Consider the following 14,228-nt stretch of genomic DNA (forward strand, 5'->3'; position numbering starts at 1 on the left):
GGGCCTTGAAAAACTAAGCCCCCGCCGCGTTCGCGACGGGGGCTCTTTTTTCAGCGACGGATCGGACGATCAGTCCATCAGCTGCTGGCTGAGATAGGTGAACTCCAGGGCGTTTCGCCGGGCCGTCTCGTTGAGGTTTGCCGCCGCGGAGTGCCCGCCGTCGATGTTCTCGTAATAGAGATAATCGTAGCCGAGCGCCTTGAGGCGAGCGGCAGCCTTGCGGGCATGCGCCGGGTGCACCCGGTCGTCCTTGGTCGAGGTCTCGATGAAGGCGCGCGGATACTTCTGGCCCGCCTTCAGGTTCGAGTAGGGGTCGTACTTCGCGATCCAGGCGCGTTCGTCAGGCTTGGCCGGATCACCGTACTCGCCGACCCAGGAGGCGCCCGCGCCCATGCTGGTGTAGTTCAGCATGTCGAACAGCGGCACCTGCACCACGACGGCGTTGTAGAGGTCCGGCCGCTGGGTCAGGGCCACGCCCATCAACAGGCCGCCGTTGCTGCCGCCCATGATCCCGAGCCGGCGCGGGCTGGTGATCTTGCGGGCGATCAGGTCTTCCGACACCGCGAAGAAGTCGTCGTAGACCTTCTGCCGGTTGGACTCGAGGCCGGCCTGGTGCCATGCCGGGCCGTACTCGCCGCCGCCGCGGATATTGGCCACGACATAGACGCCGCCTCGCTCGAGCCACAGCTTGCCGACCGAACCCGAGTAGCTGGGGGTCAGCGAAACCTGGAACCCGCCGTAGGCGTAGAGCAACGTCGGAGCCTGGCCGTCATACTTCAGATCCTTCGGGCGAACGACGAAGTACGGCACCTTGGTCCCGTCCTTGGAGGTGGCGAAGAACTGCTCGACGACGTGTTTGCTGGCGTCGAAGCGGGCCGGGGAGGCCTTGATCGTCTCCAGCTTGCCGGTCGCCGCATCCGCCAGCCAGTAGGTGGTCGGCGTCAGGTAGTTGGTCACGGTGATCCAGACGCGGTCGTCGGTCTCCGACGCCGAACCGATGCCGATCGTGGCGTTGGCCGGCAGATCCAGCGGCTTGCTGGTCCAGCCGTCCGCGCCCGGCGTGAACACCAGCGCCTTGCCCTTGACGTCCTCGTTCAAGGTGACCACCAGCTTGTTGCGGGTGATGTTGGTTCCCTCGATCGCCTGGTTCGCCGCCGGTCGCAGGATCAGCGTCGGATGCGCCTTGGCCGGGTCGGCCTTGAGCGCGGCCAGGTCGAAGGCCGCCAGGTCGCCCTGCTTGAGGCCATGCTCGGCCCAGTCCTGTTCGAGGGTGAAGACCAGCTTGCCTTGGACCAGACCCTGGATCCCGCTCTTCAGCGGGAAGGGCAGCTTCACGGTTCCCTTGTCCGTGAGCAGGTAGGTCTCGGTCTCGAAGAAGCTGACGGCGCGACTGACCATCGCCGCCTGGACCTTGCCGTCGGGATCGCGCAGCACGAAGGGCGTGACCATCACGTCCTCGACCTTGCCCCGGAAGACCTCCTTGGCCTCGGCCAGCGGCGTTCCGCGCTTCCAAACCTTCAACACATAGGGATAGCTGGACTTGGTGAGGGTCCCCGGCTCCCACTCGCGGGCGATCAGCAGGGTGTCCTTGTCGAGCCAGGTGACGTTCTGCTTGCCTTCCGGCGCCTCGAAACCGCCGGCGACGAAGGTCTTCGTCACGCTGTCGAACTCGCGATAGACCATCGCGTCCTTGCCGCCGTCCGACAGGACGACCAGGCAGTGGCGATCGTCCGGCGACAGGCAGCTGGCGCCCTTGTAGACCCAGTTCTTGCCCTCGGCCTTGGCCAGGGCGTCGACGTCCAGGACGGTTTCCCACACCGGATCGGCCGTCCGGTAGCTGTCGAGCGTGGTCTTGCGCCAGACGCCGCGCACATGCGTGGCGTCCTGCCAGAAGTTGCTCAGCTTGCCGTCGCCCGAGAATCCGACGCCGGGCACCCGGTCCTTGGCGTTGACGATGGCCAGCGCCTTGTCGTTCAGATCCTTGTAGCGAGGATCGTTCTGCAGAACCGGCAGCGAGCGGTCGTTCTCGGCGCGGGCCCAGGCAAGCGGCTTGGCTCCCTCGATCTCCTCCATCCACTGGAAGGGATCGGCGGGGGTGCGGGCAGGCGTCGAGCCGGAAGTCTGGGCGGACGCGGAAAAGGCGGCGGCGGTCATGGCTGCCGCCAAAAGTAGGGATCGCATCGGAAGCTTCAATCCATCAGCTGACGGGACAGGTAGACGTAGTGCATGGCCCAGCGCTTCGCGTTGGCCGCGGGATCGGCGGCGTTGGCGTGACCGCCGTCGGTGTTCTCGTAGTAGAGATACGGCGCGCCGACCTCTTCCAGCCGGGCCGCGAACTTGCGGGCGTGGCCCGGGTGGACGCGGTCGTCCTTGGTCGAGGTGGTGATGTAGGCCAGCGGGTACTTCACCCCCGGCTTCACGTTCTGGAACGGCGAGTACTTCGCGATCCAGGCGGCCTCCTCCGGCTTGGTCGGGTCGCCGTACTCGCCGATCCAGGACGCGCCGGCCGGCAGCAGGTGGTAGCGCAGCATGTCCAGCAGCGGGCTTTCGACCACCACCGCGTTCCAGAGATCGGGGCGCTGGGTCAGGGCCACGCCGGCGAGCAGGCCGCCGTTCGAACGGCCGTAGAAGCCCATGTGGCGCGGCGAGCTGATCTTGCGGGCCACGACGTCCTCGGCCACGGCGAACAGGTCGTCGTAGGCGCGCTGGCGGTTCTGCTTCAGCGCCGCCTCGTGCCAGGCCGGACCGAACTCGCCGCCGCCGCGGATGTTGGGGACGATCTGGACCCCGCCGCGCTCCAGCCAGAGCTTGCCGTTGATCGGGTCGTACAGCGGCAGCTTGCTCAGCTGGAAGCCGCCGTAGGCGAACACCTGGGCCGGATTCGAGCCGTCGTACTTCAGGTTCGTCTTGCGGATCACGAAGTAGGGGATCTTGGTTCCGTCCTTCGACGTCGCCTCGAACTGTTCGACGGTCAGGTCGTCGGCCTTGAAGCGAGCCGGCATGGTCTTCACGACCTCCAACTTGCCGGCGACCAGCTCGCCCAGGCTCAGCTGCGTCGGCGAGACGAAGCTCTCGACCGTGAAGAACAGCTGATCGCCGCCGTCGCTGGCCGAAACCAGGTTGATCGAGGCGTTGTCGGCGGTCGGCAAGGTCGAGGCGCGCCAGCCCCACTCGCCGCGATCCTGGAACGTCATCAGCCGGCCGCGCACGTTGTCGTAGACGACGGCGGCGACACGGTTGTCGGTCACTTCGACCTGGTCGATCGACTGTCGTGCGTTCGGCTCGAAGACGACGCAGGGATCGCAGTTGTTGCTGATGACGATCTCGCCGTTCGGGCCGGTCAGCGGCTTGCCGAGCGCCTTGTCGGGCGTGATCGAGATCAAGGTTCCGCTGGCGAAGACCTTCGGATCCTTGTCCTTGTCGAACCGCGGACGGGTCCAGGACTCCTCCAGCGTGACGATCAGGTCGCCGTTGACGAAGCCCTGGATCGTCGAGCGCTGCGGGATCTGGGTCTTCTCGACGCCCTTGTCGGTCAGCAGCAGGAATTCGGTGTGGAAGAAGTCGACGGCGCGCCGGAGCACGACGACGCGCTGGCCCTTGGCGTCGCGATAGACCATCGGCGTGACGCTGACGTCCTTGGGCGAACCGCGATAGACTTCCTTGGCCTCCGACAGCGGCTGGCCACGCTTGAGCGTCTTCACCACGAAGCCATAGCCGGACTCGGTGGTCGTGCCCGGGCCCCAGTCGCGGGTCAGGATCAGGGTGTCGGCGTCCAGCCAGGCCACGGTCTGCTTCGATTCCGACAGGCGGAAGCCGCCTTCGACGAAGGCCTTGGTCTTCAGGTCGAACTCGCGGACCTCGACGGCGTCCTTGCCGCCGTTGGACAGGTCGACCAGGCAGCGGTCGTGGGTCACCGGCCGGCAGTTGGAGCCCTTCCAGATCCAGTTGGCGTTCTCGGCCTTGGCCAGGGCGTCGACGTCCAGCACCGTCTCCCAGGTCGGCGTCGCCGATCGGAAGCTGCCCAGCGTCGTCCGGCGCCACAGGCCGCGCACGTTCGCGGCGTCCTGCCAGAAGTTGTAGACGCCGGTTCCGATGAACTTGGAGGTCGGGATCCGGTCCTTGGCCGACAGGATGGTCAGGGCCTCGGCATGCAGCCCGGCGTAGCGGGCGTCGCCGGTCAGCACCGGCAGGGTCTTGGCGTTCTCGGCCTGGACCCATTCCATGGCCCGGGCGCCGTCGACGGCCTCCAGCCATTCGAACGGCGTTTCGGCGGCGACGGCCGGCGCGGCGCTGGCAAGCAGCAGCGTCGCGGCGAGCGCGGGCAGTTTCATGGAATGTCCCCCTACTGCAATTTTATAACACCGCCACCATAGGCGCCGCCCGGCTCGGGGCAAGGGCGGTCATGCCTCGTCGTTGGGAATGTTGAGCAGGTGGCCGCACGCCTTGCAGTGGACGGCGTCGGGATCGTGCGCCGAAAGCCCGCAGGCGGGGCATGGGAACTTCACCTTGTGCGGCCGCACCAGCACCTGCATCAGGCGAATGAACAGCGATACCCCGAACAGCATCACGAAGATCGACAGCAGCCGTCCCCAGACGCCGGGCAGGGCGATGTCGCCATAGCCGGTCGTGGTCAGGGTGGTCACGGTGAAGTAGAGGGCGTCGACCCAGCCGCCGATGCCCTCGTAGCGGCCCATGAAGCTGGTGTAGACGAAACCGGTGATCACGAAGACGAAGGTCGCCAGCCGGGTCACGGCCTTGATGATCTCCTCGGCGCGGGTGTCGTCGAACCGGCGGCCGACGGTGCGCCAGAAGAACTCGCTGTCGACCAGGGTCCACAGTCGCAGCACCCGCAGGAAGCCGAAGTTCGCCAGCCAGGCCGGGAACAGCAGCGTGGCCAGGACGAACAGGTCGACCCAGACGATCGGCCGCTTGATCCAGCTCTTCAGGCTCGGCCAGGCCAGGGCCCGCGCGGCCAGATCGGCGGCCAGGATCACGGCGATCAGATAGTCGATGGCGTAGAAGACCCCGCCCTGATGCCGGATCAGCGGTGCGGCGATGAAGAAGGCGATGATCGCCAGATCGATCAGGATCACGGCGTAGCGGAACCGGACCGCCGTCGGCGAGGAGCCGTGGTAGAGGCTGCGCATCACGGCGCGCAGCCGCCGCAACGGGCTCTTGGGGTCGTCGACGTCCGGCGTGGCGGTCATGCGCTTTCCTTAGCCGGGCCTGCTGTCCAAGGCGACGGTCTGGCCTATATAGCGCCCATGGGTAGACCGTTCCTCAAGATGAACGGCCTGGGCAACCAGTTCGTGGTGGTGCAGGCGCAGGACGAACCGTTCGATCCGTCGCCGGACGAGGTCCGGGCGATCAACGACCACACGCCCTACGACCAGCTGATCTCGATCGAGCCCTCGCGCTCGCCGGGCGCCGCCGCCTTCGTTCGGTTCTGGAACAACACCGGCGAGGAGGTCGGGGCCTGCGGCAACGGCACGCGCGCCGTGGCCTGGCTGCTGATGGAGGCCGGTCGGAACGACGCCGTCACCTTCGCCACCGAGGGCGGTCTCCTGAGCGGCGAACGGGCCGGCGACCACGTCGTCCGCGTCGACATGGGCGAGCCGCGGCTGCGCTGGGACCAGGTTCCGCTCGCCGAGGAGATGGACACCCGCGGCATCGAACTGCAGATCGGCCCGATCGACGCGCCGATCCTGCACACCCCGGGCGCGGTCAGCATGGGCAACCCCCATGTGGTCTTCTTCATGGACCGCGAGCCGGACGACGCCCTGGTGCGCGGCGCCGGCAGCCTGATCGAGCATCACCCGTTGTTCCCCGAAGGCGTCAACGTCGGCTTCGCCTGGCCCAAGGCCCAGGATCGCATCCGCCTGCGGGTGTGGGAGCGCGGCGCCGGCCTGACGAAGGCCTGCGGCACCGGCGCCTGCGCCGCCCTGGTCGCCTGCGCCCGTCGCGGCCTGACCGGCCGCCGGGCGACGATGGAGCTGGACGGCGGCGAGCTGACCATCGAATGGCGCGAGAGCGACGGCCACGTGATCATGACCGGCCCGATCGAACTGGAGTTCACGGGCCGGCTCTGACCCCTACTGCCCCGCCAGCTGGGCCGCCTCCTTGGCGCAGTCGCGGGACGGCGCCAGCCCCTTGGCGCGGGCCGCCGCGATCTCGCTTCGCGCGGCGGCGAGGTCGGCCTCGAACGTCGCGTCGGCGTGCAGCCTGGCCACCGTCGCGGCGGCCATGACGCGCCCCTCCTCCGTATCGCTCAGCCAATGGACGTTGCAGGCCACGCGGCTCTGGCCGAAGGCCCGGCCGCGCGCCAGGATCTCCGCGGCGCGATCGGGCGCCGCCTCGGCGAGGATCAGCGCCCAACCCCAGCCGATGGCGCTGTGGCCCGAGGGATAGGATCCGTCCTTGCGCAGATCCGGCTCGTCGCCCGGGCTGCAGGTCGGCGCGCCGTTGACCATGAAGGGCCGCGGCCGCTGATACTTCGTCTTGGTCGGATAGGTCGAAAAGCCGACGTCGGTCAGGGTTCTGTGCAGCAGCATGTAGAGACGCGGGGTCTCCGTCTTGCTGACCGGCGCGCCGATCGCGCAGGAGAAGGTTCCCGCCGCCTCGGGGAACTTCAGCACCGCATCCTCGGCCGCCTGCTTCCAGCGCGGGCCGCCGATCTGGGCGACGGCCGCCTTGGCCGCCTCGTCGTCACGCGCCTGGGCCGTTGAGCCCGCGGTTGGCGGCGGCGGCACGATCGCCAGGCTGCTGGGGGCCCCGCCCAGCGGCAGATAGCCTTCCAGGATGCCCGGCCGCAGTTCCTTCACGGGCCTGGCCTCCGCGGCCGTCGGCGCTGACCGGCTCGTCGCTGCGCAGCCGGCCGCCAGCGCGGCCAACCCCAGGATGACGATCGTCTTGGTCCTGATCATGGGATCCCCCTCATTGTTGTTGCTCCCCGCTGTCGAGGACCTAGAGCCGATACTCCCGCTCCAGCCGGTAGCGCGATCCCTCATGGGTCTGATGGCTGGAGTAGAGGCCGAAACGGTCCACCGCGAAGGTCGGCGACTTCAGCAGGTTGTTGGCCTGGATCCAGCGGGCGACGGCGTCGGGATCGGGATGGCGCAGATAGGCCAGCGTCACATGCGGCCGGTACTGCCGCGTCTCGGGCTTGAGGCCGGCGCGGCGCGCGGCAGTCTCGCATTTGGCGGCCAGATGGCGGAGCGGCGCGCTCTCCTCGACCCCCGCCCAGACCGCATGGATGTCGCGCCCCTCGCCGAAGTCGCCGACCGCGTTCAGCTCCAGCCCGAACGGCGGCATGGCGATCGTCGACAGCTCGGCGTCGATGTCGTCCGCCATCGGCTCCTGCACGTCGCCGAAGAAGCGCAGGGTGATGTGCAGCGCCTCCAGCGGACGCCAGCGGGCGCCCTCCAGACCGTGCTGGCGGGTGAGAAGAGGCTCCCCGATCTCGTCGGGAATGGCGATGGCGGCGAACAGTCGGATCATGGCGGGCTCTCGCCGGGGCTCTTGGGGGACATGCTCCCGAAGGGTGCGTGTCCCCGTCTATCTGGCGGCACGGGACACGCACTGAGATGCATGTCCCGGGTTTGCTACGGGCAGGGGTTGGGTTGGCGGACGTGGACGGCGTCGACGGCCTTCTCCAGGTCGTCGGTCCAGGGCAGGTCGAAGGCGTCGATGTCGGTCTTCAGCTGGTCCATCGAGGTCGCGCCGATGATGGTCGAGGTCACGAACGAGCGGGTGTCGCAGAACTTCAGCGCCAGGTGCGCCGGGTCGATCCCGCGCTCGCGGGCCAGCTCGACATAGGCCTTGAAGGCGTCGTGGGCGCCGGGCCCCTCGTAGCGCTGCATGCGGTTGTAGAGCTGCTTGCGCGAGCCTTCCGGATTGGCGCCGTCGAGGTACTTACCGGTCAGCCAGCCCTGGGCCAGCGGCGAATAGGCCAGCAGGCCGACGTCCTCGCGGACGGCGATCTCGGCCAGGCCGTATTCGAACACCCGGTTGGCCAGGTGATACGCGTTCTGGATCGAAGCGATGCGCGGCAGGCCGTGGGCCTCCGACTCCTGCAGGAACTTCATCACGCCCCAGGGAAACTCGTTCGAGACCCCGAGGTGGCGGATGTTGCCCTTTTTCACATGGGCGTCGAGCGCCTCTAGGATCGACCGGAAGCTCTCGTAGTCCTGGTCATAGTCCTTGAAGGTCATGCCGCCGAAGGTGCGGATCGGCCGGTCCGGCCAATGCAGCTGGTAGAGGTCGAGGTAGTCGGTCTGCAGACGGCGCAGCGATCCTTCCACGGCCTCGTCGATCTGGGCCTTGGTCTGGCGCGGAGACGACTTGTCCTTACGCAGCCAGTCCATGGCGCCCAGGGGCCCGCCGCGGCCGGCGACCTTGGAGGCCAGCACGATCTGGTCGCGCTTGCCGGTCTTCTTCAGCCAGGTCCCGATGTAGGTCTCGGTGCGGCCCTGAGTCTCGGCCCGCGGCGGCGAGGCGTACATCTCGGCCGTGTCCCAGAAGGTCACGCCCCGGCCCAGGGCGTAGTCCATCTGCTCATGGGCCTGACCTTCCGTGTTCTGCGAGCCCCAGGTCATGGTGCCCAGGCAGCAGCGGCTGACGTCGATGCCCGTGCGGCCCAGTTTGGAATACTGCATTCGGTTGTCCCCTCGGTGCGTCCTTCGAGACGCTCGCTTGATGCTCGCTCCTCAGGATGACGAGCTTTGTTGTCGTTGGTTAGCGCAGCGCCCTCGCCGCCACCGGCGCCAGCTTGCCGACGATGACGTTCACGCCGGCGGCGTTGGGGTGGATGCCGTCCCGCTGGTTCAGCCGAGGCACGCCCCGCACGCCGTCCAGCAGGTTCGGATACAGCGGCACGCCATGCTTCCTCGCCAGGCCCGCATAGACCGCCGCGAAGTCGCGGGCGTAGGAGCGGCCGATGGCGTTGGGCGGCGTCAGTCCGACCAGCAGGACCGGGATCCTCCGGGCCTTCAGCCGCGCCAGGATCCGATCGAGATTGGCGCGGGTCTGCTGCGGGTCCAGCCCCTGGAGCAGGTCGTTGCCGCCCAGGGCGACGATGCACAGGCTGGTGTCGGGCTGCACGCTGAAGTCCACGCGCGCCAGGCCGCCGGCCGTGGTGTCGCCGCTGACCCCGGCGCCGCGCACGCGCACGCCCGGGACCAGCGTCTTCAGCTGGACCTCCAGCCGCGCCGGCAGGGCGTCGCGGGACGGCAGGCCGTAGCCTGCGGTGATCGAGTCCCCGAGGATGGTGACCACGCGCGGCCGCGACTGGGCGACGGCGGGCGAGGCCGCCGCCGCGAGGGCCAGGCCGACCAGGGCGCGGCGGGTGAAGGAGCCGTAAGGTGTGCTGGGCATGGGTCTGTCCTACATAGGGTGAAGACGCCCGACGCAAAACGCCAGTCCGAAAGCCGCCGATGTACGACGCCGCCTCCCCGCCGACGCCGCTGATCCTGGAGGGCGTCACGCTGACCCTGCCGTCCGCCGCGGGGCCCGTCGAAATCCTCAAGGGTGTCAGCCTGGACGTCGATCCGGGCGAGCGGGTGGCCGTGGTCGGACCGTCCGGGTCCGGCAAGTCGTCGCTGATCGCCGTGGCCGCGGGACTGGAGCAGCCGACCAGTGGCAAGGTCCGGCTGCTGGGCCAGGACCTGAGTCGGATGGGCGAGGACGGCCGGGCGAAGCTGCGCCGCGGCAAGGTCTCGCTGGTCTTCCAGGCCTTCCACCTGTTGCCGAACATGACGGCCGAGGAGAACGTCGCCGCGCCGCTGGAGCTGGCCGGCTGGGGACACACCGAACGCACCGCCCGCGAATGGCTGGATCGGGTCGGCCTGGGCGCGCGCCTGCGCCACTATCCGCACCAGCTCAGCGGCGGCGAGCAGCAGCGCGTGGCCCTGGCCAGGGCGCTGGCGATCAAGCCGCAGCTGCTGTTCGCCGATGAGCCGACCGGCAACCTCGACGCCGCCAACGCCGGCGGCGTCGCCGAGATGATGTTCGATCTGGTCGCCGAGACCGGGGCGGCGATGGTGCTGGTCACCCATGACCCCGCCCTGGCCGCGCGGGCCGACCGCCAGATCGTGATGGGCGGCGGCCGGGTGGTGGAAGCCGCGTGAGCGACCTGCCGCTTTCCCTCCGCTTCGCCGCGCGCGAGCTGCGCTCGGGCGTCGCCGGCTTCCGCATCTTCCTGGCCTGCCTGGCGCTGGGCGTGGCGGCGATCGCCGCCGCCGGCTCAACAGCCGAGGCCTTCCGCCAGGGCCTGGCCGGCCAGGCCCGCGAGATCCTCGGCGGCGACATCCGCGTCTCCGTCGACGGCCGCCGCTTCAGCGACGCCGACCGCCGCCGCTTCGACGGGCTTGGCCAAACCGCATACTCCAGCGGGGCCCAGGCCATGGCCGAGGCGCCGAGCGGCCAGCGCCGACTGGTCGAGATGCGCGGCGTCTCCGACGGCTATCCGCTGACCGGGACCGTCGAACTCCAGGGCGCCAAGACCCTGCGCGAGGCTTTTCGTCCTGACGGCGACGCGGCCGGCGCGGCCGTCGAGCAGGCGCTGTTCGACCGGCTTGGGCTGAAGATCGGCGACCGCTTCCTGATCGGCGAGAGCCCCTTCGTCGCCCGGGCGGTGCTGGTCTCCGAGCCCGACCGGCTGGGCCGCGGTTTCCAACTGGGTCCGCGCGTGCTGACCAGCCTGGACGCCGTCGCCCGCGGCGGCTTCATGGAGGAGGGCCTGCCCAACACCGGCGAGACCGTCCGCATCGCGCTGCGCCCCGACCTGGCGACCAACGCCGGAGTCGATCGCCTGGTGAAGGGCTTCAAGGAGCGCGGCTACCAGGCGCGGGGCCGCAACGAGGCGGCGACCGGCATCCGCCGACTGATCGATCAGCTGGAGTACTTCCTGGGCTTCATCGGCCTGGCATCGCTGGTCGCCGGCGGCCTGGGCGTGGCCGGAGCGGTCACCGCCTATCTCGAGCAGCGCAAACCCTCGATCGCGGTTCTGAAGGCGCTCGGCGCCGAGGGGCCGCTGATCCGCAACCTGTATCTGATCCAGATCGGCGTGCTGTCGGCCCTGGGCGTCGGCATCGGCCTGGTCATCGGCGGCGTCGCCCCGCTGATCCTGGGCGCGATCGTTCAGAACGACCTGCCGATCCCGGCCCTGTTCGCCGTCTATCCCCTGCCCCTGATCAAGGCCGCGGCCTTCGGCCTGCTGGCGGCCGCCGCCTTCAGCCTGGCTCCGCTGGCCCGGGCCCGGGCCACGCCGCCGTCATCTCTGTTCCGCCGCGACCTCGCCGGCCGCCTCAGCTTCGGGCCGGAGCTCATCGTCGCCCTGCTCGCCGGCGCCGGCCTGGCCGCCCTGGCCGTGGCGACGGCCCCGACCCCGATCGCGGCCGGGATCATGATCGCCGGCGTGACCGTCGCCTTCGTGCTGCTCTGGATCGCCGGCCGCGCCGCCGCCTGGGCCGCCGGTCGACTGCGCGGCCTGGCGAGGGGGCCTGTGCGCATGGGCGTCGCCAACCTGGCCGGGCCGCGCTCGGCCGCCCGCACGGCCGCGCCGGCCATCGGCCTGGGCGTGGCCCTGCTGTCGGCGGTGGTGCTGATCCAGTCGTCCCTGCTCGGACAGATCAGCGTCATCGCCCCCAAGACCGCCCCCGCCATGGTCTTCACCGAGATTCCCGGCGATCGCCTGGCCGAGTTCGACGACGCGGTTCAGCGGGCCTTCGGCGCGCCGCTGACAGAGGACAACTGGCTGCGCGCGCCCCAGGCCACCGCACGGATCGTCCGCATCAAGGGCGAACCGGTCGACCTCTCGAAGATCGAGCGCGGCGAACGCTGGGCCTACGACAACGACATCGGCCTGTCGGCGATCGGCGAGCAGCCGCGCGAGGCGGGCGTGGTCGAAGGCGGATGGTGGCCGGCCGACTACGCCGGACCGCCGCTGCTGGCCATGGAGATCGACGCGGCCAAGGGCGCGGGCCTCAAGGTCGGCGACACCGTCACCCTGTCCGTGCTCGGCCGCGAGATCGACGCCCGCATCGCCGTGCTGCGCGAGGTCGAGTGGGGCGGCTTCGGCCCGGCCTTCGCCCTGATCGTCAACCCCTCGACCCTGGAAGGCGCGACGCTGAGGCATGTGGCCATCGCCAAGGGCGACGCCGCCCAGGAGGCCCGGGTGACCCGCGACCTGGGCCGCAGCTTCCCGGCCGTGAACGTCATCAGCGTGCGCGAGCAGCTGGAGGCCGCAACCGAGATGTTCGACCGTCTGGCGCTGGCCGTCCGCGGCGCCGCGGCGGTGGCGGCCCTGGCCGGGCTGCTGGTGCTGGCGGGCGCGATCGCGGCCGGCGCCCGGGCCCGGGCGAGGGAGGCGGCGACGCTGAAGGTGCTGGGCGGCTCGCGCGCGCAGATCCTGGCGGCCTATGGCGTCGAATACGCCGCCGTCGGATTGATCGCCGGCCTGGCCGGCGTGGCCCTGGGCTACGCCGCCGCCTGGCCGGTGGTGGTCAAGGTTTTCAAGGCGACCTGGAGCGTCGACTGGGCCGGCGTCGCCGCTCTGCTCGGCGGAGCGTCGGGCCTGGCCCTGATCGGCGGACTGCTGGCGGCCATGCAGGCGCTGTCGAAGCGTCCGGCCCCGGTGCTTCGCGCCGAATAGGCTGACGCAGGCGTTATGTGACAATGCCTTGCGTCAAGCGGCCGCACCCCCGATATTCAGGGCGCGTCCGTTCCGGGCGCGTTGAAAGGGTTTTTCACCTATGAGCGACTTCGAACGCGGCAGCGCGCGCTCGATCCCGCAAACCGCCGACATGTCGATCGACGCGGGTCTGCGCGCCTTCATGCTCGGCGTCTACAACAAGATGGCGCTGGGTCTCGTCGTGTCGGCCCTGGTGGCCTACGCGGTGGCGAGCATCCCGGCCATCCGCGACATCCTGTTCGTGGTTTCGGATACGGGCGCCTTCCGGGGCTACACCATCCTCGGCATGGTCCTGGCCTTCGCCCCGCTGGCGCTGGTCCTGATCTCCGGCTTCGCGATGCGCAACCCGAGCCCCGCAGGTTCGGCCGCCCTCTATTGGGGCATCGTCAGCCTGATCGGCGCCTCCGGCGCGGTCTGGGTGCTGCGCTACACCGGCATGTCCATCGCCACCACCTTCCTGATCACGGCCACCGCCTTCGGCGCCCTGAGCCTGGTGGGCTACACCACCAAGCGGGATCTGACCGGCATGGGCAGCTTCCTGATCATGGGCGTGTGGGGTCTGCTGATCGCCTCGGTGGTCAACATCTTCCTCAAGGCGCCGATGCTCTACTGGATCATCAACGCCGCCGGCGTGCTGATCTTCGCGGGTCTGACCGCCTATGACACCCAGCGCCTGAAGATGACCTACTACGCCATCGGCGGCGATGAGGCCGGCAAGGCCGTGGCCACCAACTACGGCGCGCTGAGCCTGTACCTGGACTTCATCAACATGTTCCAGTTCCTGCTCGCCTTCCTGGGCGTGCGTCGCGACTAACCGCGATACAGCTGGACGCCTGAACAAAGGCCCCGCCGGGACACCGGCGGGGCCTTTTCTGTTCCTATTCGATCACCGTCAGCCGGCCCTTGTCGAAGATGCGGAGCACATGCTCCAGGTCGTGGCCGCGCTTGAGGATGTGGCCGGACTGGTTGCTGACCGACCAGGCGCCCTGGCGCCGGGCCAGGGCCGGGCGCTTCTCGATACGATAGAGGGGGGCCTCGCCCGAACGGCGGAAGACGCTGAACACCGCCGCATCGACCAGGCCGCCGATCCCGTAGTCCCGCCACTCGCCGGCCGCGACCATGCGGCCGTAGAGCCGGAGGAGCCGCTCCAGTTCGCGCCGCTCGAAGAAGACCGAGACGGCGCGCGGCGCGGAGTATGTCGGATCGAACGCCATGCCTGGGAGAAGGCTAGACCTGAATCGCGCGGTTTGGCGAGAGGCCGTCGCAAGATCGACACATCGCCGGATTTTGGCCGCATCCGCCCCGAAGCGTCGCGAAATGACCCTAATTCGAACGCGCGGCCGCCGGATACGGCCTCCAGATTATCAGTGTCGGCCGGTACGGAGTTCCTTCGGTTCCGGATCCTGAACAGCCCCCCCAGCCCCCCTGGATCGGGGAGTTTCGACCGGCCGACGCCTATCCCCCTCTATGACGACGAAATGAACCCGCGTTGCATTCCCCTCCGGCAACGCGGGTTTCTTTTCGTCTAAGCGACAAAAGA

The 14,228-nt window shown here is 69.2% G+C and carries 12 protein-coding genes; 4 read left to right on the forward strand and 8 right to left on the reverse strand.

Going from position 1 to position 14,228, the window contains the following annotated elements:
* Positions 1 to 69: 69 nt before the first annotated feature.
* From CSW64_RS19745 to CSW64_RS19755, 3 genes are all read right to left on the reverse strand, one after another.
* On the reverse strand, positions 70 to 2,154 hold the full coding sequence (locus tag CSW64_RS19745; protein ID WP_099623704.1) for a prolyl oligopeptidase family serine peptidase: 2,085 nt from the start codon (positions 2,152 to 2,154) through the stop codon (positions 70 to 72).
* Between the two features lie 35 nt (positions 2,155 to 2,189).
* Positions 2,190 to 4,331: a prolyl oligopeptidase family serine peptidase gene (locus CSW64_RS19750; RefSeq protein WP_099623705.1), complete on the reverse strand. Its 2,142-nt coding sequence runs from the start codon at positions 4,329 to 4,331 to the stop codon at positions 2,190 to 2,192.
* A gap of 69 nt (positions 4,332 to 4,400) precedes the next feature.
* Entirely contained in the window at positions 4,401 to 5,207 is an 807-nt protein-coding gene (locus CSW64_RS19755; protein ID WP_099623706.1) for a potassium channel family protein, read from the reverse strand.
* A gap of 57 nt (positions 5,208 to 5,264) precedes the next feature.
* Here CSW64_RS19755 and dapF point away from each other — a divergent pair, with 57 nt between their 5' ends.
* Positions 5,265 to 6,089: a diaminopimelate epimerase gene (dapF, locus tag CSW64_RS19760; protein ID WP_099623707.1), complete on the forward strand. Its 825-nt coding sequence runs from the start codon at positions 5,265 to 5,267 to the stop codon at positions 6,087 to 6,089.
* Positions 6,090 to 6,092: 3 nt separating this feature from the next.
* Here the strand turns inward: dapF and CSW64_RS19765 are convergent, their stop codons facing one another.
* From CSW64_RS19765 to CSW64_RS19780, 4 genes are all read right to left on the reverse strand, one after another.
* A complete protein-coding gene (locus CSW64_RS19765; RefSeq protein ID WP_099623708.1) occupies positions 6,093 to 6,923 on the reverse strand; it encodes an acid phosphatase in 831 nt (276 codons plus the stop codon).
* A 40-nt stretch (positions 6,924 to 6,963) separates the two neighbouring features.
* Positions 6,964 to 7,497: an RNA 2',3'-cyclic phosphodiesterase gene (thpR, locus tag CSW64_RS19770; protein WP_099623709.1), complete on the reverse strand. Its 534-nt coding sequence runs from the start codon at positions 7,495 to 7,497 to the stop codon at positions 6,964 to 6,966.
* Positions 7,498 to 7,601: 104 nt separating this feature from the next.
* On the reverse strand, positions 7,602 to 8,654 hold the full coding sequence (locus tag CSW64_RS19775) for an aldo/keto reductase (RefSeq protein WP_099623710.1): 1,053 nt from the start codon (positions 8,652 to 8,654) through the stop codon (positions 7,602 to 7,604).
* A gap of 79 nt (positions 8,655 to 8,733) precedes the next feature.
* Complete coding sequence (locus tag CSW64_RS19780) at positions 8,734 to 9,372, reverse strand: arylesterase (RefSeq protein ID WP_099623711.1); 639 nt, start codon at positions 9,370 to 9,372, stop codon at positions 8,734 to 8,736.
* A gap of 59 nt (positions 9,373 to 9,431) precedes the next feature.
* On the opposite strand from CSW64_RS19780, the gene CSW64_RS19785 reads away from it, so the two are divergent.
* From CSW64_RS19785 to CSW64_RS19795, 3 genes are all read left to right on the forward strand, one after another.
* On the forward strand, positions 9,432 to 10,124 hold the full coding sequence (locus CSW64_RS19785; RefSeq protein ID WP_099623712.1) for an ABC transporter ATP-binding protein: 693 nt from the start codon (positions 9,432 to 9,434) through the stop codon (positions 10,122 to 10,124).
* Positions 10,121 to 12,649, forward strand: a complete 2,529-nt coding sequence (locus CSW64_RS19790) for an ABC transporter permease (RefSeq protein WP_099623713.1) — start codon at positions 10,121 to 10,123, stop codon at positions 12,647 to 12,649. Before CSW64_RS19785 ends, CSW64_RS19790 begins: the two co-directional genes overlap by 4 nt.
* A 100-nt stretch (positions 12,650 to 12,749) precedes the next feature.
* Positions 12,750 to 13,502 (forward strand): Bax inhibitor-1/YccA family protein, encoded by a 753-nt coding sequence (locus CSW64_RS19795; protein ID WP_099623714.1) that lies wholly within the window; start codon positions 12,750 to 12,752, stop codon positions 13,500 to 13,502.
* A 64-nt stretch (positions 13,503 to 13,566) separates the two neighbouring features.
* Here the strand turns inward: CSW64_RS19795 and CSW64_RS19800 are convergent, their stop codons facing one another.
* The gene (locus CSW64_RS19800) at positions 13,567 to 13,902 is read right to left on the reverse strand and encodes a DUF2794 domain-containing protein (RefSeq protein ID WP_099623715.1); all 336 of its coding nucleotides are present in this window, start codon (positions 13,900 to 13,902) and stop codon (positions 13,567 to 13,569) included.
* Between the last annotated feature and the right edge of the window lie 326 nt (positions 13,903 to 14,228).

Source organism: Caulobacter mirabilis (assembly GCF_002749615.1).
In the GTDB taxonomy this organism is placed as follows: domain Bacteria; phylum Pseudomonadota; class Alphaproteobacteria; order Caulobacterales; family Caulobacteraceae; genus Caulobacter; species Caulobacter mirabilis.

What these genes read in the sequence shown, in the direction of transcription:
- CSW64_RS19745 (WP_099623704.1), bottom strand. Translation starts at nt 2,154, where the DNA reads ATGACCGCCGCCGCCTTTTCCGCGTCCGCCCAGACTTCCGGCTCGACG.
- CSW64_RS19750 (WP_099623705.1), bottom strand. Translation starts at nt 4,331, where the DNA reads ATGAAACTGCCCGCGCTCGCCGCGACGCTGCTGCTTGCCAGCGCCGCG.
- CSW64_RS19755 (WP_099623706.1), bottom strand. Translation starts at nt 5,207, where the DNA reads ATGACCGCCACGCCGGACGTCGACGACCCCAAGAGCCCGTTGCGGCGG.
- dapF (WP_099623707.1), top strand. Translation starts at nt 5,265, where the DNA reads ATGGGTAGACCGTTCCTCAAGATGAACGGCCTGGGCAACCAGTTCGTG.
- CSW64_RS19765 (WP_099623708.1), bottom strand. Translation starts at nt 6,923, where the DNA reads ATGATCAGGACCAAGACGATCGTCATCCTGGGGTTGGCCGCGCTGGCG.
- thpR (WP_099623709.1), bottom strand. Translation starts at nt 7,497, where the DNA reads ATGATCCGACTGTTCGCCGCCATCGCCATTCCCGACGAGATCGGGGAG.
- CSW64_RS19775 (WP_099623710.1), bottom strand. Translation starts at nt 8,654, where the DNA reads ATGCAGTATTCCAAACTGGGCCGCACGGGCATCGACGTCAGCCGCTGC.
- CSW64_RS19780 (WP_099623711.1), bottom strand. Translation starts at nt 9,372, where the DNA reads ATGCCCAGCACACCTTACGGCTCCTTCACCCGCCGCGCCCTGGTCGGC.
- CSW64_RS19785 (WP_099623712.1), top strand. Translation starts at nt 9,432, where the DNA reads ATGTACGACGCCGCCTCCCCGCCGACGCCGCTGATCCTGGAGGGCGTC.
- CSW64_RS19795 (WP_099623714.1), top strand. Translation starts at nt 12,750, where the DNA reads ATGAGCGACTTCGAACGCGGCAGCGCGCGCTCGATCCCGCAAACCGCC.
- CSW64_RS19800 (WP_099623715.1), bottom strand. Translation starts at nt 13,902, where the DNA reads ATGGCGTTCGATCCGACATACTCCGCGCCGCGCGCCGTCTCGGTCTTC.